At 42.0% G+C, this 21,915-nt stretch carries 19 protein-coding genes; 7 read left to right on the top strand and 12 right to left on the bottom strand.

Annotation, left to right across the window (positions count from 1 at the left end; genetic code table 11):
* The first annotated feature begins 359 nt into the window (after window positions 1–359).
* Window positions 360–1,379 carry a tetratricopeptide repeat protein gene (locus HMO_RS15770; protein ID WP_010302691.1) on the top strand — a complete coding sequence of 340 codons (1,020 nt, stop codon included), beginning with the start codon at window positions 360–362 and terminating at the stop codon, window positions 1,377–1,379.
* Between the two features lie 39 nt (window positions 1,380–1,418).
* On the opposite strand, the gene HMO_RS0110605 is transcribed toward HMO_RS15770, so the two are convergent.
* The 5 genes from HMO_RS0110605 to HMO_RS0110580 all read right to left on the bottom strand — a co-directional run bounded on the left by HMO_RS0110605 (window position 1,419) and on the right by HMO_RS0110580 (window position 6,007).
* Window positions 1,419–3,191 carry an ABC transporter ATP-binding protein gene (locus HMO_RS0110605; protein WP_010302689.1) on the bottom strand — a complete coding sequence of 591 codons (1,773 nt, stop codon included), beginning with the start codon at window positions 3,189–3,191 and terminating at the stop codon, window positions 1,419–1,421.
* 546 nt (window positions 3,192–3,737) lie between these two features.
* A complete protein-coding gene (locus HMO_RS0110595; RefSeq protein WP_029448909.1) occupies window positions 3,738–4,763 on the bottom strand; it encodes a protein-tyrosine phosphatase family protein in 1,026 nt (341 codons plus the stop codon).
* A 74-nt stretch (window positions 4,764–4,837) separates the two neighbouring features.
* Window positions 4,838–5,080, bottom strand: coding sequence for a DUF1467 family protein (locus HMO_RS0110590; RefSeq protein ID WP_010302683.1), 243 nt, complete (start codon window positions 5,078–5,080; stop codon window positions 4,838–4,840).
* Between the two features lie 30 nt (window positions 5,081–5,110).
* The gene (locus HMO_RS0110585; RefSeq protein WP_010302681.1) at window positions 5,111–5,536 is read right to left on the bottom strand and encodes a hypothetical protein; all 426 of its coding nucleotides are present in this window, start codon (window positions 5,534–5,536) and stop codon (window positions 5,111–5,113) included.
* Window positions 5,537–5,551: 15 nt separating this feature from the next.
* Window positions 5,552–6,007 (bottom strand): hypothetical protein, encoded by a 456-nt coding sequence (locus HMO_RS0110580; protein ID WP_010302678.1) that lies wholly within the window; start codon window positions 6,005–6,007, stop codon window positions 5,552–5,554.
* A gap of 346 nt (window positions 6,008–6,353) precedes the next feature.
* Here HMO_RS0110580 and HMO_RS0110575 point away from each other — a divergent pair, with 346 nt between their 5' ends.
* The 4 genes from HMO_RS0110575 to HMO_RS0110560 all read left to right on the top strand — a co-directional run bounded on the left by HMO_RS0110575 (window position 6,354) and on the right by HMO_RS0110560 (window position 11,488).
* Window positions 6,354–7,367, top strand: coding sequence for an aspartate-semialdehyde dehydrogenase (locus HMO_RS0110575; protein WP_010302674.1), 1,014 nt, complete (start codon window positions 6,354–6,356; stop codon window positions 7,365–7,367).
* Window positions 7,368–7,574: 207 nt separating this feature from the next.
* Complete coding sequence (locus HMO_RS0110570) at window positions 7,575–9,107, top strand: acyl-CoA carboxylase subunit beta (protein WP_010302672.1); 1,533 nt, start codon at window positions 7,575–7,577, stop codon at window positions 9,105–9,107.
* A 19-nt stretch (window positions 9,108–9,126) separates the two neighbouring features.
* The gene (locus HMO_RS0110565) at window positions 9,127–9,435 is read left to right on the top strand and encodes a 2TM domain-containing protein (RefSeq protein WP_010302670.1); all 309 of its coding nucleotides are present in this window, start codon (window positions 9,127–9,129) and stop codon (window positions 9,433–9,435) included.
* Window positions 9,436–9,595: 160 nt separating this feature from the next.
* Window positions 9,596–11,488 carry an acetyl/propionyl/methylcrotonyl-CoA carboxylase subunit alpha gene (locus HMO_RS0110560; RefSeq protein WP_010302668.1) on the top strand — a complete coding sequence of 631 codons (1,893 nt, stop codon included), beginning with the start codon at window positions 9,596–9,598 and terminating at the stop codon, window positions 11,486–11,488.
* 79 nt (window positions 11,489–11,567) lie between these two features.
* Here HMO_RS0110560 and HMO_RS0110555 read toward each other — a convergent pair whose 3' ends face one another.
* On the bottom strand, window positions 11,568–12,155 hold the full coding sequence (locus HMO_RS0110555; RefSeq protein WP_010302666.1) for a peroxiredoxin: 588 nt from the start codon (window positions 12,153–12,155) through the stop codon (window positions 11,568–11,570).
* 276 nt (window positions 12,156–12,431) lie between these two features.
* Between HMO_RS0110555 and HMO_RS0110550 the strand changes: the two genes are divergently transcribed.
* A complete protein-coding gene (locus HMO_RS0110550) occupies window positions 12,432–12,719 on the top strand; it encodes a hypothetical protein (RefSeq protein ID WP_010302664.1) in 288 nt (95 codons plus the stop codon).
* 194 nt (window positions 12,720–12,913) lie between these two features.
* Here the strand turns inward: HMO_RS0110550 and HMO_RS0110545 are convergent, their stop codons facing one another.
* The 3 genes from HMO_RS0110545 to pgsA are packed head-to-tail and all read right to left on the bottom strand — an operon-like array spanning window position 12,914 to window position 15,223.
* A complete protein-coding gene (locus tag HMO_RS0110545; RefSeq protein WP_010302662.1) occupies window positions 12,914–13,570 on the bottom strand; it encodes an HdaA/DnaA family protein in 657 nt (218 codons plus the stop codon).
* Window positions 13,571–13,577: 7 nt separating this feature from the next.
* Entirely contained in the window at window positions 13,578–14,633 is a 1,056-nt protein-coding gene (locus tag HMO_RS15765) for an AI-2E family transporter (protein ID WP_010302659.1), read from the bottom strand.
* On the bottom strand, window positions 14,630–15,223 hold the full coding sequence (pgsA, locus tag HMO_RS0110535; protein ID WP_010302656.1) for a CDP-diacylglycerol--glycerol-3-phosphate 3-phosphatidyltransferase: 594 nt from the start codon (window positions 15,221–15,223) through the stop codon (window positions 14,630–14,632). Before pgsA ends, HMO_RS15765 begins: the two co-directional genes overlap by 4 nt.
* Before the next feature lie 385 nt (window positions 15,224–15,608).
* Here pgsA and HMO_RS0110530 point away from each other — a divergent pair, with 385 nt between their 5' ends.
* On the top strand, window positions 15,609–16,994 hold the full coding sequence (locus tag HMO_RS0110530) for an MFS transporter (protein ID WP_175282120.1): 1,386 nt from the start codon (window positions 15,609–15,611) through the stop codon (window positions 16,992–16,994).
* Window positions 16,995–17,315: 321 nt separating this feature from the next.
* Here HMO_RS0110530 and HMO_RS0110525 read toward each other — a convergent pair whose 3' ends face one another.
* The 3 genes from HMO_RS0110525 to HMO_RS0110515 all read right to left on the bottom strand — a co-directional run bounded on the left by HMO_RS0110525 (window position 17,316) and on the right by HMO_RS0110515 (window position 20,396).
* Window positions 17,316–18,575, bottom strand: coding sequence for a methyltransferase domain-containing protein (locus HMO_RS0110525; protein WP_010302649.1), 1,260 nt, complete (start codon window positions 18,573–18,575; stop codon window positions 17,316–17,318).
* Window positions 18,576–18,838: 263 nt separating this feature from the next.
* Window positions 18,839–19,603: an ABC transporter ATP-binding protein gene (locus HMO_RS0110520; RefSeq protein ID WP_010302647.1), complete on the bottom strand. Its 765-nt coding sequence runs from the start codon at window positions 19,601–19,603 to the stop codon at window positions 18,839–18,841.
* A 10-nt stretch (window positions 19,604–19,613) separates the two neighbouring features.
* A complete protein-coding gene (locus HMO_RS0110515) occupies window positions 19,614–20,396 on the bottom strand; it encodes an MlaE family ABC transporter permease (RefSeq protein WP_010302643.1) in 783 nt (260 codons plus the stop codon).
* Window positions 20,397–21,915: the final 1,519 nt, after the last annotated feature.

Below are 21,915 nucleotides of genomic sequence, written 5' to 3'. Positions count from 1 at the left end.
CCCTTTTGTATTTTTTAAGCCATCTGCCCTTAAAAATCCATCATAAATTTTCTAGTTTTTAAACTGCCTAAGAAATCTTGAACTAAGTTCTCCCTGATAGCTGTTTTCTTACGTGATTCTGAGCAACTCTAGACTCTGTATCTTCCTTAGGTTTTCTGATGCGGCGAGGAAGTATGTCATTCTTAATAAATTAATTTTCTTATAATTACTCAGCACTACAAACAACAATGAGCAGTCCTGCCCCCATCCGTATGAAATTAAACTTCCTCTCTCTAAAATTTTTTAGTAAAAATTGTCTTTAATTAGTGATAATAATAGCGGTTATTCCGTTAACCTAAACCACTGAGGATTTACTATAAATGAAAACGATAAAAATTGCCTTCTTACTCTCCTTAACTCTTCTCACCAAGCCTATCGCCTTAGCAATGGAAAGTAATAGCGAGCAAAAGCTTATGAGTGGATCTGAGCATCCTGGTGCTGACATAACTCCTTTAGACTTTCCTGAGAGCTTGGAAGGACTCTCACTCAACACCATTACTGAGATGGGCGAGAATCTGTTAACTTTATCTCTTTCATCATCAGAGCACCTACAAGACTTATCGGAGGAAGAAATCTCTGAGATGCAAGAGGAAGGAATTAAACTATTACAATGGGCCGCAGATCAAGACCATATTCCTGCGCACCAGATTCTGGGATATTATTATAGCCATGCCGACAGCTTAAATCGAGATCTTGTTAATGGCGAAAAGCATCTGCAAATTGCAGCCGACCAAGGCGACAGCATTGCTCAATATCACTTAGCCTTACTCCATTTTAGAGGTTATCTACCCTATTCAGATCAGATTAAAGCTGTTGATAATTTAAAAAAGGCAGCAGCACAAGGCCATCGGGAAGCCTTATACACACTGGGTAGACTATACGAACAAAGCAATAATAATATCATCTCTCAGGATCTTGCGGCAGCCGCCACCTGTTATCAACAAGCAGCAGCCCAAGGATTAGCAGACGCCCAACTTGCCCTAGGGAGATGCTACTTGCGGGGCCGTGGCGTGGCGCACAGTGAACAAAAAGCCGTTGAATGGATGACCCAAGCTGCGGAAAATGGTTTACCTTTTGCTTACACTGTCCTCGGCAAAGCCTACAACACAGGAGACGGGCTCCCTCTTGACCAAGAAAAAAGTTCAAAATACATAAAATTTGCAAGTGACCTTGGCGATCCCTGTGGTCAGACGGCTCTGGCAATTTTTATCCTAAACAAATCTCCTCTTTCTCAGGAAGATAAAGGCGAGGCCTTTAAATTGCTTTCCGCTGCCGCTCTTAAAGAAATAAAGCCCGCCTTGGAAACCTTAGCATTATTTCCACTGTTAAGCAGAGACTAACATCCTTATATCGTTAGAGGAGAAAGGATCCCTTTCTCCTTATTGCCCCTCTTTGTCTGGTAAAAACCCCCCACTTTGTTTCTCCCACAGCTGCTTATACAGCCCTTCTTGGGTGAGAAGCTGAGCATGAGACCCGTCCTGAATGAGGCGGCCTTTATCGAAAACCAAAATGCGATCCATCTGCAGCAGCGTTGATAAACGGTGGGCTACTACCAGAGTTGTCTTGCCTTGCATTGCTTGCAAGAGTGATTCCTGGATATATGTCTCAGTGACCGAGTCAAGCTGGGAGGTGGCCTCATCAAGAATCAAAATGGGAGCATCTTTTAAGATGGCACGGGCGATGGCAATACGTTGACGTTGACCGCCGGATAACTTTATTCCCCGCTCACCTACCATGGTTTGATAACCTTCGGTCATGCGCATGATAAAATCATGAGCGTGCGCCTTTTTAGCCGCTTCCATAACATCGTCATCGGAGGCATCTAACTTACCATACCGAATATTCTCAATGACACTGCGATGAAATAAAGACGGCTCCTGCGGAATCATGGCTATGGATTGATATAAGGATTCTAATGTTACTTCTTTTAAAGACTGGCCATCGAGTTGGACCTCTCCAGTGGTGACATCATATAACCGTAAGATTAAATTTACGAACGTCGTTTTACCACTACCCGAATATCCAACCAGCCCCACTTTTTGTCCCCCTGGAATGGTAACCGATAAATGGTTAAACAAGGGATCGGTCCGTTTATAGCAAAAGACAACATCTCTAAACTCAATCTTTCCTTGCTGAACAAGCAAAGGTTTGGCCTGCGGAGTATCCTGAATTGAAACTGGAGTCAACACCACGCGTAAGGCTTGTGAGATCTTACCATAAAACTTTGTAAAATAAGAAAAGTCTCGCGTTAACTGCCACAAAATATCGACAATCGCAACATTTAGCCCGAGCACTAAAGCAAAATCGCCAACGGTAATTTCTCCCAGCTCTCTCTTCTTTAACAAGAAATACATGTTAAAGGCTAAGGTGATAACAAAGGAGTATCCATAAGCAAACCACACCCAAAAATAGCTCCAGTTCAAACGCTTTTCAGCTTGTCTGGCTGCCTCAAAACTTTGGGACACATAGTCGTATTCATATCTTTTACGAGCAAACAATCGTAAAGCCATAACATTGGAGAGAACATCCACCATACGCCCAGTAATCATAGAGCCGCATTCCGACCACGCATCAGAAAGGCGCGTTAGCTTGCTCGACAATAACCCTGAGACACAAATAAAAAATATTGTCCATCCCAGCATTAATGCAGCAAAAATGGGAGCTACTGTCCACAAAGTATAGGTAGCGATTCCTAACATTAAAAATTGACTTAAAAAGCGATCAATTAGAATTTGAATAACCTCAGGCACATAAGAAGATAAGTCATTGATTCTGTTTGCCATACTACCCGCAAACTGATTTTGAAAAAATGTATGGCTCTGTCCTAACAGATTGGAGATATATCGCTGCGACACAGACTTACGCATCTCTGGAATCATTTTTATTGTTACTAGATAGTCATAGCCTCTATAAATTGTCGACATCGTAAAGGATAATAAGACATATAATGCTGCCGGCACACCCACGGCTTCAAAAACGCTTCCCTGGGGATTAGCGATCCCATCTAACAGTAACTTTTGTAAGTAAGGGTGAAGAGAGAAATCAATTGCCCAGCAGATAGCCAAGAATACCATAAATGCGATAGCTCTCTTAAAGCTGCGAGCAGCATCGAAAATACAGGCAAACACATGCTTGGCCGTAATTACAACCATAGTAGTTCTCCGTTATACAATCTAATTCAATTTAAAATAGTTTATTTAATGCCGTCTCCGGCTTTAAGAAATATCAATCATAGAGGAAAGCGGCCCTCCTTAATAAAATGTTTTACATTTAGAACTACAGGTAGATAGATACAATACTAGACCAATACTTTAAAGAGCAACAGGATATTTCACCAATTTTATAACGCCAAAAGGATATTTCTTGTCTTCTGAGAATGGCAATGCCTATCTAGGACTAAAGCATTTGCAACTTGTCCAGCATAAAATCTTTTCCTACCGGCCGTTTTAAGAGGTGATAGGCCATAAGCCAGATCCTCTGCAATCATCCTCGCTAAAACATCGCTGCACCCCCCTTGCATCACTGCTTTGGTACTTAAAGGCGCGGCCCTAAGATATTGAGAGGATCACACCAAAGTAATCATAGAACCATTTTTGTATTTATGGGTATTATTGTCACGAGTGGGGATACAGATTTCCATAAACTCTTTAGTGATTAATTGTCCTATCTCTGCTCTCTTTCGAGGCTACACCGACGGCCTATTCCACCTCAAACTGGTCACCTAAATAGCCTAAATACTTTGCATGTTTTTTAACCCAATCAGAAAATCTCATATGCTCCCAGCCGTCGGCCGCATGCCGATACTCGAAGAAAACACGGATTATATTAATTCGATCTTGAGCGAGCCTATATTTCCATTCTTTACCCACTGATAGTTTATTGTGTGATAAATCCGTTCCGCCCAGAGCTTTTTGCCGAGCTAGGATGTGCTCAAGACTCACTTTGGGATTCTGAATGATATCATATAGGGTCATAAAGGTGGTCGTCCGCCCTTTTCCCCCTCGGCATTTAAAGTGAAGCCACACGCCCGCAGGCAATGCCTTAACCATGGTAATAAAATCATCAATATCCCTTTCTTCGGGTCTAAAGTGATCGGTGACAGGCAGGCGAATATAATGAGCTCCAAAACTCTTAACAGCCTCTTGCTCACGCATCACGACCTCAACAGGAAAGATCTCCGTTTTCTTAGCACTTGGCACGCCGCGCTCTGATTTTTGAATAGAGTTAATGAAAACCATCGGAAAGGCCCGGACTTGATTAATCCGCTTTAATTCAGAGTCAATGATCTCTTGGGAGGCACGATTCTGTTGAACATGAAGAGGACCATAAAACCAGCTAACAGCTGATCCGTTAATAAAAGCATGGGGTTCTTCACGCAGATCAATGATGTATATTTTATTAAAGGGAATCTTGTGACGCTTATGGATATGGTTTAACAGCTCCTTTAATTCTAACCAAGAATACTGAGCACTGCCTGAGATGTGGAGCTGATTAAAGCCTGCAAGGTTAAACTCTTGCGGACGTGCATTCTGGAAAAAAATTGGACTGCGATACATTCGGGGCATCACAGCACCTTTACTTGAATCAAAAATAATATCATTCGGAGCAAGAATAAAGTCATCAATGGGCTGAATGGGATTAAAACCAACAATCCAGGAAGGCTGAAAATTTACTTGGCCCCACGACAGCTGCAGGACGCTCATCAAAAGTATAAATAATCTCATGGGGTCTCATGTAAAAATGATGCTAATCCTTTTTTTCCACTGTACTAGCAAATTAGTGGATAAATGCTTAATCTTTATATACCTAATATATTTGTATCGATTAGCCATTTTACAATAAAGAATAAAGGAATTGTTATCGCTGTGGTAATTATGATCTTACGACCAATCATGGGATTCTCAGGAGCACTAGCCGCAAAACCAGTATCTGTATTTTCCAGCACTCGTACGCCAATCGGTAAAATCATAAACAAGACAATCCACCATATTAGTGAAAATGTGATGAAACCAGTATAAAATCTCATCGCTTTCTCCGACATTTATCTCATGCTTTATATATAATAGCATATTTACTGTCTTCCCGAAGGAAGTTTTTTGCGGGAATAGGAATGAAATCTCTTTACTATTTCCTGCTTGGTTGCATTATAATCAATTGGTTCCTGCGTTAACCAATCTAAAAAAGCAATCGTTTTAACGTCCCATCTTTCTATAAGCTGGCGCCATTGCTGTTCAAGCTTAACAGCATCTTTCTCGCTGATGCTACTTCCTTTACCCGGATAAAGATGGCGATTGTTTGTCCAGACCACCACTCGGCCTTGGCTGGCCAGGACCAGCCCTCTTAAGCGGCCATACTTTTTAAGGAACAGCCTAAACTTATCATCTATTACTCCCCAATACCACAAAAGATGCCCATAATTCTTAGGCGTAAAATCGTCACTCCCTATTAAATCTCGTCGTTTTTGATGCAACCATGAATTATAACTCTGATTTGCCATCCGATTTGCCTTTATTTATTCAGTTACCTCCTCTAAGTGGAAGATGGGCTGATTTTCTTCGAGGCGAATTTTGTTGGCTTCCATTAAAACCTTGGCTAAAGAAACCTCACGGTTTTGAAAAATGTAAACAGGGGTAAAATTCCGGTATCTAATTTCAAACTGGGAGCTTTTTTCTCCCAGATATCTTAAAACTTCGTCAGCAGACGTCCAATTACATGCTGTACCATTAAACGTCATCTGCGGACGAACGACCTTTGTCGGCTTTACTTTGCGTCCCGCGCTCGCTTTAGAGGTGCTTTGTCGGCTAAGGATAGAGTAATCTCTTTTGGTGCGAATCTTGTACCGAGTTATTGCTTTACTTACGCTAGATTCTGTACGACCTAGCTCATGCGCAATAAGTTTTTCTCTTTTCCCCTGGGCATAGGCTTCTTTAATGTACTCAATTTCTGTTGCATTCCAAACTTTCTTCATATTTACTTCCCTTATGTTTCGTTGTATGCTTCTCATCTAAGAAGTAAAAAAATAATTTAAAGATCCCTTTTTGGGTTTTTTTGGCCTACCTTAAAGATTTTTCAATAATAAACCTGAGGCAATATTTTTCTTAATGTTTTTTATTACGAAATGGTATAAATATACAAAAATTTTATATTCCTTATCTCTATTATTGCTAAGCACTCTGTAGTAAAGAATAAATTACAAGCAACTTTATATTAACATCTTAAAAGGAATCATTGGGATTGAGGCCTTTGTTCTCCCTTGAGAAGTGACTAACATTTAGGTATAAAAGGAAGGTAAAACTCCAAGAAATATAAAGCTTATGTCGAAAAAATCTTCTATAAAAATTGCTGTGGTTGGGGCGACCGGAAATGTTGGTCGCACCTTTTTACAAATCTTAGCTGAACGCGGCTATCCCGCTAAAAATATTACAGCTATAGCCTCTAACCGCTCAGCTAATCGCCCTATCTCCTATGGGGACAATGATATATTGACCGTCCAAGCCTTAGAAAACTTTGACTTTTCAGGCTATGACTTTGCCCTCTTTTCGCCAGGAGCGGCAATCTCTGCTGACTATGCTCCTAAGGCCGCTGCTCAAGGGTGCGTCGTAATTGATAATACGTCGCATTTTCGCATGCATTCTGATATTCCCTTGGTTATTCCAGAGATTAATGCTCATACATTGGAAACTTACCAGCAGCGCAACATTATTGCCAATCCGAATTGCTCGACAATACAGCTATTAATGGCGCTTAAGCCGTTGCATGATATCGCGAAAATAAAACGGGTGGTGGTCAGCACTTATCAGTCTGTGTCCGGAGGCGGCCAAGAGGCTATGGATGAATTGACCCAACAAACAAAGGGTCTGTTCACCGGCATGAATGTTCCGCCTGAACGCTTCACCAAACCAATTGCTTTTAATGTCATTCCCCATATTGATCCCTTCCAAGAGGATAATTACACCAAAGAAGAATGGAAAATGCGGGTTGAAACCCAAAAAATTCTTGATCCATCCATTAAACTGACTGCAACTTGTGTGCGGGTCCCCGTTTATATAGGCCATAGTGTGGCGGCGAACGTGGAATTTGAGTCAGAGCTTTTGCCAGAAAGCGCCCGCCAAGCACTACGCAAAGCAAAAGGGATTACGGTGATGGATAATCCTGAGGATTTAATTTATGCCACTCCCTTGGATAGTGTGGGTGAAAACGATGTCTTTGTCAGCCGCATTCGCCAAGACACAACAGTTAATCACGGTTTGGATTTATGGATAGTAAGTGACAATGTGCGCAAAGGGGCAGCTCTTAACGCCATTCAGATTATGGAACATCTAATTTAGCGTTCCCTTAATCGCGAGTAAGGTTACAGAATTCAGCCTTGCTCCTTCATCATTTTTTATCATTTTCTCCTCTAGCCACCCTCCAAACTTTGAGTTAGTGCTTTTACAGAATAAAGAACGACGCTCAGCGACATTTAAAACATTTTATTTAAATTTTAATAAGTCGGTTTTTTGGTAAAGTTTTCTTATTGCAGGAGGAAATCCGAGATGCGTGAAACAATAGCCCAATTAGCCGCCAAGCTTACCGAATCAGAATTAGGAGGCGGCGCCGATCGCATTGCCGCGCAACACAAACGTTGCAAACTTACCGCCCGAGAGAGACTCCACATACTCTTGGACCCGGGCTCATTTGAAGAATGGGATCGCTTTGTTGAGCACCGATCAACGGATTTCGGCCTGGATCAGCAACATTTTCTCGGAGACGGTGTTATTACCGGTCATGGACAAATTAATGGCCGCCTTGTTTTTGTTTTCTCCCAGGACTTCACAGTCATGGGGGGCAGCCTGAGTGAGATGCACGCGCAGAAAATTTGTAAGATTATGGACAAAGCGATGGAAGTTGGGGCGCCAATTATTGGGCTCAATGATTCGGGCGGCGCTCGTATTCAAGAAGGCGTAGTGTCACTTGGCGGCTATGCTGAGGTTTTTAAACGCAACGTTCTGGCGTCTGGCGTGATTCCACAAATATCTGTCGTGATGGGCCCGTGTGCTGGGGGCGCTGTTTACTCTCCGGCAATGACAGATTTCATCTTTATGGTTAAAGATACTTCTTATATGTTTGTCACTGGGCCAGAAGTTGTAAAAACTGTTACTGGAGAAGTGGTGACAGCCGAAAATCTCGGCGGCGCCAGTATTCATACGAAGGAATCGGGGGTCGCCCATGCCAGCTATACCAATGATTATGAGGCCCTCCTCCAAGTGCGCCAATTACTTAAGTATCTGCCGCAGAACAATCGCGACACCTTGCCATCACTGCCCTTTTCAGCAGCAAGTGAGGAGACAATTCCTTCCTTAGATAAGTTAATCCCAGAGAATGCTCAGCATCCCTACGACATAAAAGAACTGATCCATAAAGTCGCCGATAATGGTGAGTTTTTTGAAATTCATGCTGATTGGGCAGAAAATATCATTATTGGCTTTTGCCATATTAATGGCCAAAACGTTGGAATTGTTGCGAATCAGCCATTAGTGCTTGCGGGCTGTTTAGATATTAATGCTTCACGTAAAGCAGCCAGATTCGTTAGGTTTTGTGATTGCTTTAATATCCCTATTATCACATTTGTCGATGTGCCCGGATTTCTGCCGGGCGTTGACCAGGAAAAAAATGGCATTATTGCCCATGGCTCTAAACTACTTTTCGCTTATGCTGAAGCCACTGTTCCAAAGATCACCCTTATCACCCGCAAGGCTTATGGGGGGGCTTATGATGTTATGAGCTCTAAGCATATTCGTGCTGATGTTAATTATGCTTGGCCAACCGCTGAAATTGCTGTTATGGGGTCCAAGGGGGCGGTAGAAATTATTTTCCGCAAAGAGCTGGAAGATGCTGATAAAATTCACCAGCTTACGGAAAATTACCGTGAGAAGTTTGCAAATCCTTATGTTGCTGCTAAACTAGGTTACATAGATGAGGTTATCTTACCGCGTGACACTCGGCGAAAGCTAATTCGCTCGCTAGATATGCTTCGGGGTAAGAGTCTTCATAATCCGTGGAAAAAACATGATAATATTCCTTTATAATTAAAGTGAGGCAACCAAAATGTTTGAATCTGAAGACAACATCCGTGAAAGAATCCGTGAATTAAAAGAATATTATACCAACCTGATTATCTATGGCGTCGTTATCTTTGCTTGCCTTATTATATGGCTAACCACCGGCGGCGCCTTTTGGCCAATTTGGGTAATGGTCGCTTTAGGCTCCGTCGCCCTGCTCAAAGGAATACGGTTAGGGCTATTCCCTAAAATGAGTGAACTGTTTCCTTTCTTACGCCCAGACTGGGAAGAGGTGCAAATTAAAGCGGCCTTAGAGGAAAAGGAACGGATACAGCAGGAGAAAAAAGGGGAGTAACAATCCTCTTTTTTAGTATCCCTCGTCTCTCTCAACGCCGAAGACACAGTTCTCTCTTTCGATGGCAGAGACTAGGACTTAAGTTTGATTAACGCCTTACCTTCAAGCACGAAGCATACGGCGGACTTTTCGCCTCTTTTCTTTCAAAGGAGCTCCCCCCATGAAGAAGATTTTAATAGCTAACCGCGGTGAGATTGCCTGCCGAATTATTCAGACGGCCAAAGCCATGGGACTGCAAACGGTTGCAATTTACAGCACAGTTGATCGTTTACTGCCGCATGTAGATTTAGCCGATGAATCTTATTGTGTAGGAGAGGCTCCGTCACGAGAAAGCTATCTCAATATCGGTAAAATTATTAGTATTGCCAAACAGTCAGGGGCTGATGCCATCCATCCCGGTTATGGCTTTCTCTCAGAGAAAGCAGAGTTTGCTCAGGCCGTAAGTGAGGCAGGATTAATCTTTATTGGTCCCTCTGCCGAGGTGATCCATAAAATGGGTGATAAGCTGGAGGCAAAGGCTCTGGCCAAGGCAGCAGATGTGAATTTAGTGCCCGGCAGCGCCACTTCTTTAACTGCGATAACTGAAGTCCAGGAGTTTGTCCGCGACCATGGCTACCCTATTCTATTAAAAGCTGCTGCTGGCGGCGGTGGCAAAGGAATGCGGATTGTTCGGGATGACTCGGAACTTCAAGAAGGGTTTGACCGCGCCCGCAGTGAGGCTTTATCGGCGTTTAATGATGACCGCATTTTTATTGAAAAGTATATTGAGACGCCACGCCATATTGAAATTCAGATTTTAGCTGATCACCATGGTCACGTCATCCACTTAGGGGAACGGGACTGCTCCTTGCAACGCCGCCATCAAAAAGTTGTCGAAGAATCGCCCAGCCCCTTTATTACAGAAGAGCTGCGCCAAGCTATGGCGACCCAAGCCGTGGCTTTAGCCAAAGCCGTGGGTTACACATCGGCTGGAACAGTGGAATTTATTGTCTCACCGCGCGGTGAGTTTTTTTTCCTTGAGATGAACACCCGTCTTCAAGTCGAACATCCAGTCACAGAATCTATTTATGGATTGGATCTTGTGGAATGGATGATCCGGATTGCCCGAGGTGAACATCTGACAATTCAGCAAAAAGATGTGAAGCCCTGGGGGCATGCTATAGAGGTCAGACTTTATGCCGAGGACCCCAGTGCTAATTTCCTTCCCAGTGCCGGCAAGCTGGTTCACTTTCGTCCGTCTATAACTGAGGCGGTGCGCTTTGATTGCGGTTTCACGGAAGGAGATACGGTTCCTATTTACTATGATCCGATGCTGGCAAAGATTATTACGCATGCACCCTCTCGGCCGCAAGCTCTCCATAAGCTCAGCCAATATCTACAAGAAATGCTCATCAGTGGTATTACCACCAACCAAGACTTTCTCCTACGCTTACTGTCAACCCCGGAAGTTCGAGAAGGTCACTATCACACCCATTTTATTCAGGAAGTGATTGAAGAATTAGTCGGTGATAAAGTGGCCATCACAGACGCCGAGCAAAAGCAGTTTATTCAGGCCGCTATCGCTATTTTGGGGCAAGAATTAACAACTGATAGCCGTTACGTGGTTATAATCGGCACCCAAACAGTTGAGGAATGCACTTATCAGGCAACCTTTAAATGGAAATATCAGCGAAAGCTTTTCAGCCTTTCTTTCGAAGGGCAGCAGGTTATCGGCCGCTATGCTACCACAAATGGAAAACATCTCCTTACTATTAACGGGTTAACCCAGGAGGTTAATGTGGTGAATGCCCAGCACTGGCCTGCTGTTAAGCATTTAAAATTTGAAAGTTCCTCTCAGGATAATAAAACGGTTAAGGCTCCTATGCCGGGAACAATTATTGCCTTACCCGCCCGAGTCGGCCAGCAGATTAAAAAAGGGGAGCCTTTAGCCATTATAGAGGCCATGAAAATGGAGAACATATTAAGATCGCAGCAAGAAGGGGTGATTAGTGAGATCTGCGTCCAAAATGGTGAAAATCTCAGTCGTGATCAGGTTATCTTGCGGTTTGCCTAAAATTTAAGACAGCCACTAAGCCTTAAAATTATTAAGCTTAAGGGCTGTCTTTCTTTATTGATCATCTTAAGAAAGCAAATTAAGAAGCCTGACGCGCTAGATAATCTCCAACACTTTCTTGAGTGGTTTTGATGGCCGGCTTATTCTTATTCCAGTTAGCAGGGCAGACTTCGCCATGAGCTTCCACATGTTGTAAAGCTTCTAACAATCTTAATGCTTCATCAACGCTGCGGCCCAACGGCAGATCATTAATGCTTTGATGACGCACAATACCATCTTTGTCGATCAAGAACAGAGCCCGGTAAGCAATATTATCAGCATGCAACACATCATACTCTTGAGCAATTTTACCACCGATGTCAGAGATAATCCCATATTCAATCCCTTGAATCCCGCCTTTTTCCCGCGGCGTGTCTAACCATGCCTTATGAGAGAAGTGGCTATCAACACTGCAAGCTAGTAAAGTTGCCCCAAGCTTTTTGAATTCTGATAGTTTTTCTTGAAAAGCGTGGAGCTCGGTTGGGCAAACAAAGGTAAAGTCAAGTGGATAGAAAAATAGGACTACGTATTGTCCCTTATAATCATTTAATTCAATCTGCTTAAATTCAGATCCAAATACAGCAGTAGACTTAAATGAAGGTGCGGGTTTTCCTACTAATAATGTCATCGTCATAGCTTCCTTTTAAAATGTTTTCCACCTCTAATGTAGGGATTGTTGCTTAACAATGCAACTAAACAGATTTAGCGCAGCATTTTATCTGGTATCCATTGTAAATAACGGAGGAATCACTAAGGTATTAATTTTACGATTCCTACCCTATAGGCTTTTGCTAACGCTGGTTAATGACTCGAGAAAAGAATATTACCGCCTTGTATTTCCTATCCTTAAACTGTTAAAATTTTTTGAAAATTATAAATAATTATTCAAGGAAAGGATTTGATAATGCCAAGGAGCGTTTTTACAGCCTTATCAATTAAATGCTTATTATTGAACTGCATCATCTCGCATTCAGAAGCTTTCGATCAAGTTGAAGACTTTATTGAATTGTCCGCCACTTCTTCTCACCCCTGTCGTAGAGATACACCGATCGACGAAGAAGCGCCAGCAGTAAATGCTTTGACGAGGTTTTTAAGCTCCATAACTCCCCTCTTATCGGTTGAGGATGAGAATGATCCCGAAGCAGAGCTTTATCATTGGGCTGGCGGTTGCCTAATGTGGATGAGTGGCTAACCACCGTTAAAGTTGGAAAAAGGCGCGAACGCCATTAACTAGAAAAACTAAAAGAAATTAAGCAAGAAGGAATCATTCTTTGAGCAGAATAATTCTTTCCGACGAAAGAGACACTCATAACGGTTGTAGACGTTTCTCGGATCTGTCCGCTCTCCTGAAGTAAGTCTAATTAAAGTCTCCACCATCAAATCAATTTACTCTACGTCGCCAATACCCTCTTTTAACAAAGGGAGGGTTAAGGAGCGCTGCTGAACAAGCGTCAAGGTATCAATTAATTTTACCAGATGGTGAATCGTAGCGTAAGACCGATCAAAGCGGCGATAAATATACTCTAAAATATCATCACCGCATACCATACCTCGGTTGAGTAATTCTTTGCGGAAAAGCTTACGAAACAGGGAATCATCAGGCTCTTGGATTTCCAAGCATGGCAAACTGCGCAATCGTGAAGCAAGATCATGAATCTTAAAAGAATAACTGGCAGGCGTGGTATGGCCAAAATAGACCACTTGACGATGATGTTCCTTCGCTAGGTTATAGAGATGAAATAACCAGTCTTCGCCGTACTGCTCATAATTATCAATAAGAATTAAATCTGCTGACTGTATCAGCGCCAAAGGCGGATGAATCACAGCACTGGGACTGATTAAGCTCGCTCTCTGTTGAGCAGATAAAGCTTTGGCCATGTGGGTTTTGCCAGAACCTTTTGCCCCAACAATTACTACCTGCGGCAATGGCCAACTGGGCCAAGCGGATAACCAGGCCCACACATCCCGATTAGCCGCCTCAATAATCAAGGTTGAAGAATCGGTAACCAGCTGATCCGGTAAGGGTATGGCTAATTGCTGCATTGGCGTCCTAGTTCGTATAATATTTTGTTGTTTTATACCATTCGAGAGCGGTTCTAACAATAACTCCAATAATCGCTGATACAGGAAGAGCTATCAAAACGCCGCCAAAGCCAAACCAGGTAGCACTCGCCAGTAATGCAAAGATGATCCATACCGGATGTAGGCCCACCCTTTCGCCAATAAGCCGGGGTGACAATAGATTACCTTCCACTAAGCCCACAGCAATAAAGACAACTAAAATTAAGATAATTTGATTCCACCCTTCAAAATGTGCCAAACCATTGGCTAAAGTTGCGAGCAGACCTAAAAAGGCACCAATATAAGGAATAAATGATAAGAACCCTGTCATCACCCCTAAAAAGATCGGTTGATTTACACCAATCAGTGACAGACTAACTGAGTACAATACCATTAGCGCCAAACAGACAAGAAGCTGGCCCCTGGCATAATCTGATAAGGTTTGATCAATGCGGCTAGCATAAAGCATAACGTTGGGTCTGTATTTAAATGGAATCAAATCGTGAACACTTTTAACCATTCGCGGCCAATCCTTCAATAAGTAAAACATAATGATTGGCGTCAAGATGACTAAAGAAATGATGTTGGCCAAAGCCATACCATTGGTCAACAAATTGGTGATAAGAGATAAAGACCAAGTAAAAATGTCGCCGACATGTTCAGATACTTTGGCTTTTAATTCATCAGGAGAAGCCGCAGCACCTATACGCTCATTAACGGAAGAAAGTAACGGCTTAAGGTCTTGCCACCAGCTTCCCGCTAGCTGCGGTGCTTTAATGGCCAGAGTCACTATCTGCTGCTGCACAAATGGAATGAAAACCATAATTAGGACAACAAAGGTCATCAGTACTGCCAACACCGTCAAAGCACTGGCAACACCCCGCTTTATCCTATACTTTCCTAAGCGAGTCACCGTACCATTGAACGCATAGGCTCCAATAACTCCCATCAAAAAAGGGAAGAAAATGGCGCTCAAGCTCTTGATAAAATAGAAACTAGCCACTAAGGCAGCAGCCAAGGTCCAAAGCCACAAATTACGGTTCATGATCCTCTCCGTTTTACAGCGCGCAAGTTCTGTCGTACAAAATAAAAAATGTACTCAATACCTGATAAAATTGTTGTCAAGGCTGTAATATACAGCAAGCCCTCCATAAATTGCGAATAAAGCTCGGATGACAAAACTTCATACAAATTAAAGTCAGCCATTAGTATACTCACAACTAAGATTAATTGCAGAAAAGTATTAACTTTACTAATGAAAAATGGAATTAATCTGACGGGCAAGTTAAACAGATAGATTATTATAGCACCGCCTATAATTAGGACATCCCGCCCGACAATTAAATACATTAACCATTCAGGGATATGTCCCGTATAAGCTAACGCAATATACGATCCCATTAGCAAGGCTTTATCCGCAATCGGATCAAAGATACGCCCAAACTTTGTCTCTACCTCCCAATGCCTGGCCAGATATCCATCGACGTAATCTGTTATGGCTGCAAAGGCAAACAAATAAAAAGCAGCTGTTAGATTATCTTGGAGAATATGAAAAAGGACATAGGGAACAGCTATAAACCTTAAAGCCGTTAAAATATTGGGAAGACTTCTTTTTAAACTCAAACTCATAAACATAAAAAATCCATAAAGTTAGATATAGTATAACTCAATAAAAGTGCTAGGGGAATGGGTTCGAAGGGAAATATACAAGGTTTTATGGTTCCACTGTATCTTCTCTTAAATAAAATGAGTGGATGCTTACTCGGTTGATAAGGTTTAGAGGGTAACCATACCTCACTTTAAAGATGTCGAAAGACAGAACTGGTCTAGCGATATCCCTTTATTACAATCTCTTCCTTATCCCGAAGGGGTCAGGGCCAAAAAAACTTCCCCCTCGATCATTGTTAAGTGTTCTTAGAGCGGTGCTAACGGTAAGTTGCCTATACTTTCTCCCTAAAAATTAATGAGACGTAAATTCGCAAAATATTGCGAACGGGAACAAGGTGTTTTCCCCTTCTCGATGATAAGAGAGGCAAGAAACAGGGCGAACGGGCAAAAAACTTTGCCGTTTATTGATATTGATGTCATACTATGCACCAATACATCCCGCACGGATATCCATCTGAGGAATAGCACTATGAAAATGTCCGCCCATCTAAAGAAAATAGTGATCAGTTGCTTTGCGGGAAATATGTTAGAATGGTATGAATTTGCCGTCTTTGGATTTCTGACTCATTATATTTCCCAACAGTTCTTTCCATCATCCAATCCATACTTAGCCACCCTAATGACCTACGCTGTATTTGCCACGGGCTTTATTATGCGACCTTTAGGGGCTATTTTAAGTGGCCATATTGGCGATCGTCACGGACGGCGTGAAGGATTACTGTTATCAATTGCTTTAATGGCGCTACCCACTTTTGCTATCGGGTGTTTGCCCACTTATGAGCAGATTGGTATATGGGCGCCCTGCCTTCTATTAATTTTGCGGATGGTGCAAGGCATTTCCTTGGGGGGAGAATTTAGTGGTTCGGTGGTTTATTTAATTGAACATTCCCCTCAAGAGCGGCAAGGATTTTATGGTTCCTGGGCCGATATGGGGAGTTCGATCGGGATGATTGCCGCTTCTTTAACTTCTCTTGTCCTGAGCCTAAATTTTACCCATGAACAAATGCTCAGTTTTGGCTGGCGCCTTCCGTTTTTGGCCGGAATTATCTTTGGTGTTTTAGGATATTACTTGCGTAGAGATTTAACAGAAACGCCACAATTCCGCCCGACTAGAGAAAAAAAAACCTTTGGCTCTTTGGTGAGTGACTGCTACCGTTTATCGCCCCGCATCTTCCTCGCGAGCACCACCTTTCTCGCCATTAATTCTGCAGGGTATTACTTTCTAATCATTTACTTGCCCAAGCAGATTCTTGTTGATAGTTTACCCCCTTATGCCGTGACATTACTCCCACTCCTCAGCATTACGGCAATGCTCCCTGCGACCTTTCTAACAGCCTGCTGGTCAGATAAAATTGGGCGCGCACCTATCCTTACTTTGGGGTATTTGAGCAGCATGATCCTGGCCTATCCGATTATGCTGATCACAACCACCGCCACCAGCTTATGGCCGATCGCTGTTGTCCATATCTTATTTGCCTGGAGTCTAGGAGCTTGTTTTGGACCACGGTCAGCCTTTATTACGCAGCAGTTCCCCACGTCCCATCGCTATACCGGCGTCTCAGTGACCTATAATATCGCCAATGCCACCTTTGGCGGCTTATCTCCTATTATCTGTGCGACAATGGCTAATAGACTAGGCGCTACGTCCCCGACCGTGTGGATTATAGCGTGCTCAGTTATCTCTTTAATCTCTATTTGGCAAATAAGCAAGAGAGATAAAACGATCGTAGTTTCTTAAAATAGTAGTCTCTGAAGTATTTTCAAAACAGATAAAGAAGCAGATTACATCGTAGTTATTTTCCCTATAGATTTCCAAGGGTGGGAGGTAAATTAGGCGAATCCTGAAAAAATACTATCTCTAAAGAGTTTATTGATCTGTTTGTAAGGCGCAGAACCGCTTCAAGCCTGACAAACTCGACATAGATTGGAGAAAACCTCACTGAGCGCAGCAACGAGCTTTTCTTCAGACTCAACTATCGAGATGGTGCAGTAAAACAAGCAGGGGTTACTGCACGCAAATAATAGCGAACTTCTCGATAGTAAATATAATCCTTACCTATCAGCACTCTACTTTATATTTATAAGGGACAAGGTATTTATATGATTTAACGAATACTTCTATCCCGCACATAAAATATTCATATGTAGTATTTGATTCATCCGATAAATAACTTGAAACTTTTGCTGCCGCTGGTTGTAGAAGCGTTTCAAATAGATGATATCCTGAAGCATTGTAGCTAAAAGTCGCATTAGTTAGAGGCTGTCTTCTCTGAACCATGCCTGGAAAATTACATCCAATCAGTGTCGTCGTATCTTCACTTATAAAGTCATTTAATTTTGCGCTGAAGTGCACGTGACATGGTGAGGTGATCGTAGAATATGTATCACATCGTCCTGGCGTCTCCATAATTTTATTATATTGCCAAGAGATAAGATCTGTTTTGGTGTCCTCTTTCCACGTAGTTATCCCTTTAAGGGGGCTGGCAAAGGTAACATAAGGTAGGCCCAGATGATTAAGAATCTGGTCAATTTCCATATACTTATCGTTGACTTGAGCAACTACATGTTGGTCAGTTATCAATAAGCCCTGAGGCTTTAATAACATGTAAGCTTGGGCATAGGTACCTAACGGATCAGCAAGATGTCTGAAAGTGGCAAACGAGAATATTGCATCTACCTTACTTTTTAACGAAGGTACCCTCTGCATTAAGTTCTCAATTTTAAAAAAACTCCACTCATAAACTTGACAGCCGTTTGCTGAAAAATTAATTTTAGCCTCTTCGTCTACAAGCTTAACATTATATAATGATGGCTGCTCTCTTAAAGGACCTGCTTGCAAACACCCCATATCGCCACTAAGGCTAATAATATGGAAAGCTTTTGTGCCGCTTGCTAACTCTTTTTCAAAAGTACGCGTTAAATAGCTGGCAAGTGTTCTGCCCCAAGCGCCGTTACCTGCCCCGAGATCCATAAAAATCCATGTTTTTTGCTGTGACCGATGGTAGATTAAGGATTCAATTAGTAAAGGATCGGGCATCCCCATAAGGCAATAGTCTGAACCATTTTCTTCACTTCCAGGATACAATCCCCACTTCCTTGACCTTTGCAACACTTTATAAAAGCTCTCATCAATAAAGTTTACAAGGTCAGCTGGTCTTTGTTCCCAGTTTGGAAAAGGACTGGAGCTTTCTTGTGAAATGATAGGAGATGAACTTTCACTCTTCTCTTTATCCATTTCCATAGCCAAAACTGAAGAGAATAGCCCTAATAATAATTTAAATTTTACGGTGTGAGCAATATTGATTAATTTTTTAGTCATTTTTTATCACCTTATCTTTGATCTTGTTTATAGCCTCTCATTAAAATTTTTAGCTATATTATATTGAGACTTACTAATAGCGAGCAGGAGTAGATATCAGGAGCACAATAATACAAGTAAGCAAATATAATATGGTCATTTACTAGAAGAGTTTCAAGATTTTAAGATAGATAAGTTTATATATTTTTCTTACTCTCAAATCCATAATCTTACTGTTAAAACTTATGGCAGTTATGCCTCTTAAGCTTTTCTTCTTAAGAATATTATTGGAGACTAGTAAAAGGCCCCTCGGGCAGGCCCTGAATAAATTGTTTCACATATGGATTATCAGTCTGGTCCATTTCAGCAACACTCCCGACCCAGATAAATTCCCCTTTAAATAACAAGCCGACGCGATCGGCGATATGTCGCAAAGAGTTAATGTCATGGGTAATGGTTAAAGCAGTCGCCCCTAAATGTCGGACGTTTCGCACAATAAGTTGATTAATCGTACTGCTGACAATGGGATCCAAGCCAGTGGTGGGTTCATCAAAAAAGATCATTTCAGGTTTACCGGCAATAGCGCGTGCCAAAGCAACTCGCTTTTGCATCCCGCCCGACAATTCAGCTGGGTAAATATTCGCAACAGTTTCAGGAAGATCAACCTCTCGCAACTTTTCAAGGGCTATCTGACGGGCAATATCAGCCTTAACTCCCTGAGCATTCATTAAACCAAAAGCAATGTTGCGCCACACGGTCAAGCTATCAAATAAAGCGCCACCTTGGAATAGCATACCAAATCGTTTCATCATATCTTGGCGTTTTTTTGCTGGAACATGGGTGACATCTTCGCCATCAATTAAAATCTGGCCAGCATCCGGAGTTAGTAAGCCTAGAATGCATTTGATAAGCACCGATTTGCCGGTGCCGGATCCGCCAATGACGACAAAAGATTCCCCAGCATTAATATCAAGATTAATATTGCTGAGAACAACTTTACTACCAAAAGCTTTCTTAAGATTACGGATTTGAATTTTAGGTTGATCCATAAGTGTCATCTCATTTATCAAATAATAGGGCTGTTAATAAATAGTTCATGAAGAGAATTAAAATGGACGCTGAGACAACGGCATTTGTTGTCGCCCGCCCTACTCCTTCAGCTCCGCGTCCAGAATAGTATCCGTGATAACACCCCATTATTGAGATAATTCCCCCAAAAACTGACGCTTTAACCAGCCCTGAAATCACATCTTTTACTTCGAGATACTTTAAGGTCTGCTGTAAGTAATTGCTGGCATTAAAATTTAATTGATAGACTGACACCAGATAACCGCCCATTACGCCAATAACATCGGCCACCAGCACTAAAATAGGCAACATTAATAAGCCAGCAATAATACGCGGAGCTACCAAGTATTTTAGAGGATTAGTAGAAAGTGTGGTTAAGGCATCGAGCTGCTCTGTCACCCGCATGGTGGCGATCTCAGCTGCCATAGAGGCTCCCATTCTGCCAGCAACCATTAAGCCTGCTAAGACGGGACCTAATTCACGAGTCATCGACAGAACCACAACCGTCGCCACAGCTCCTTCGGCAGAGAAACGAGAAAAGCCGGTATAGCTTTGCAAGGCTAAAACCATCCCTGAAGAAATTGCTGTTAACCCTACGACCGGCAATGAAAAATAGCCAATATGGAGAAATTGCTTTAAAATCTGGTGAAAATAAAGCGGTCGCTGAAACAGACGTGCGGCGGCTTCCAGGATAAATAACCCTACTCGACCAGTTGACTGGACAAAATTAATAAACACTTGCCCAATGGAGGCTAAGAAATCAACAACTATCATACTGCCAACATATTTAGGTTACGTATGTTTACTTTACTGAAATAAGGCTGTTAAGTCTATTCACTATATAGATCATAGTGCGCCCCCCCTGAAAGATATAGTTAGCTATATTGACCCTATCCAAAATTATAAAGGGAACTTACGGGAAATAGTGATAGCGGAAAACAGATCAAGGAAAGCGCGTTAAACGCTGGCATTTTTAGGGAAAATGATCTGTAGGCGTTGAGTTGGCTTGATCCAAGCAAGCACTCGACGACTCAATGTTTACTATATCACCTCCAAACCGAGCCATCTTAAATTTTGTTTTAGTTCTTCTGTTGAGGCCCCATCACATGACTTTCTTTGTCTTTGAGAGCCTTATTTTAAGGTGACCTGCTCGGCTGTGTTATTAAGAGCACGCATAACTGTGAGAATAATTCTTCGCCTGTTGCTTATTTTCCTGTTCTTCTCTTTCTTGTTGATGTTTTTGCAACCCATATTGCTGAGATCTTTCAATGGCTTGAATACGCTGCTCTTCCGCCTTCAGCAGCTATAAGAGGGCTGACATTCTTTGAGCTTCTTCATCTCTTTGCTGATAATATTCCTTATATATTCTAGCTCTCTCTTCTAATTTGGCTATTTGTTACGTTAAAGAGTTAACGTACATATATGAAGTGGCCGGATCCGCCCCCTTGTCAGTATTGAAGTTTTCTCTGTCTTTAATTATGAAGTGAGTTAAATCGAGAGCTACTTCAATTCTTTTATTGTCTTTAGAGTTAAGAGTCCATTTAAGGAAATTAAATGCCACATTGAAGATATAAAATCTTTTTCTCTCCTGGGTTTACCCACCGTATAAGCTGGTGCCCCGCGTGGTATAACAGTGGTAGCCCTTCAGGTTGGCTTCTTAGAATTGCGTGCTGTACTAATGTATAAAGTGAGTTAACATCCGTGTTATTCATATGCGTATAGGCACACTCCTTACCAGGCGAATAATCCATAGCTTTTACGCTAAATCCAACTAGAAGGGCGTAAGTAAGTAAGAATCAGTATTTCGTATTAACCTCCTCTCAAATATTTACTATTAATTCTTATCCCGAGATAAGCAGTGAAGGTTACTCCCTCCGGTCAGATAAAATAAATCCCCCCTACAGCCATATAAATACTATAGTAAGCCCCTCTAAGAAAGCAAAATTCACCCTGAAGAATCAAAAAGTGAACTCTTCTACAAATAGGGATAACTGAAATGAGTTCAAGAAGATCTGGCAAGATATTGACCTCTTTATTAAGGCTGATCGGTAAGTGCTAAACTAGCTTTATCCAATTCGTTGCTCGATAAGTTAGCCGGAGAGGAGTAATAAAGAAGGATAAGAATAAGAGATTAATAGTAGGAAGAGCAACGGTAGATATGCAAGCACGAGAGTAAGAAGATATGTTAGGGATAATCTATTGAGGGGTATTCCGTCAGAGGGTAAATCCCTTCAAAGATTAAAAGTAAGGTTCGGAGTTAAGATGAAAGGAAAGGTGATGACATTTTAGGACA

It is taken from the genome of Candidatus Odyssella thessalonicensis L13 (assembly GCF_000190415.1).
GTDB classification, from domain to species: domain Bacteria; phylum Pseudomonadota; class Alphaproteobacteria; order Paracaedibacterales; family Paracaedibacteraceae; genus Paracaedibacter; species Paracaedibacter thessalonicensis.
Note: the sequence above shows the minus strand (reverse complement) of the source record. Positions and strands in the feature narration are given on the sequence as shown.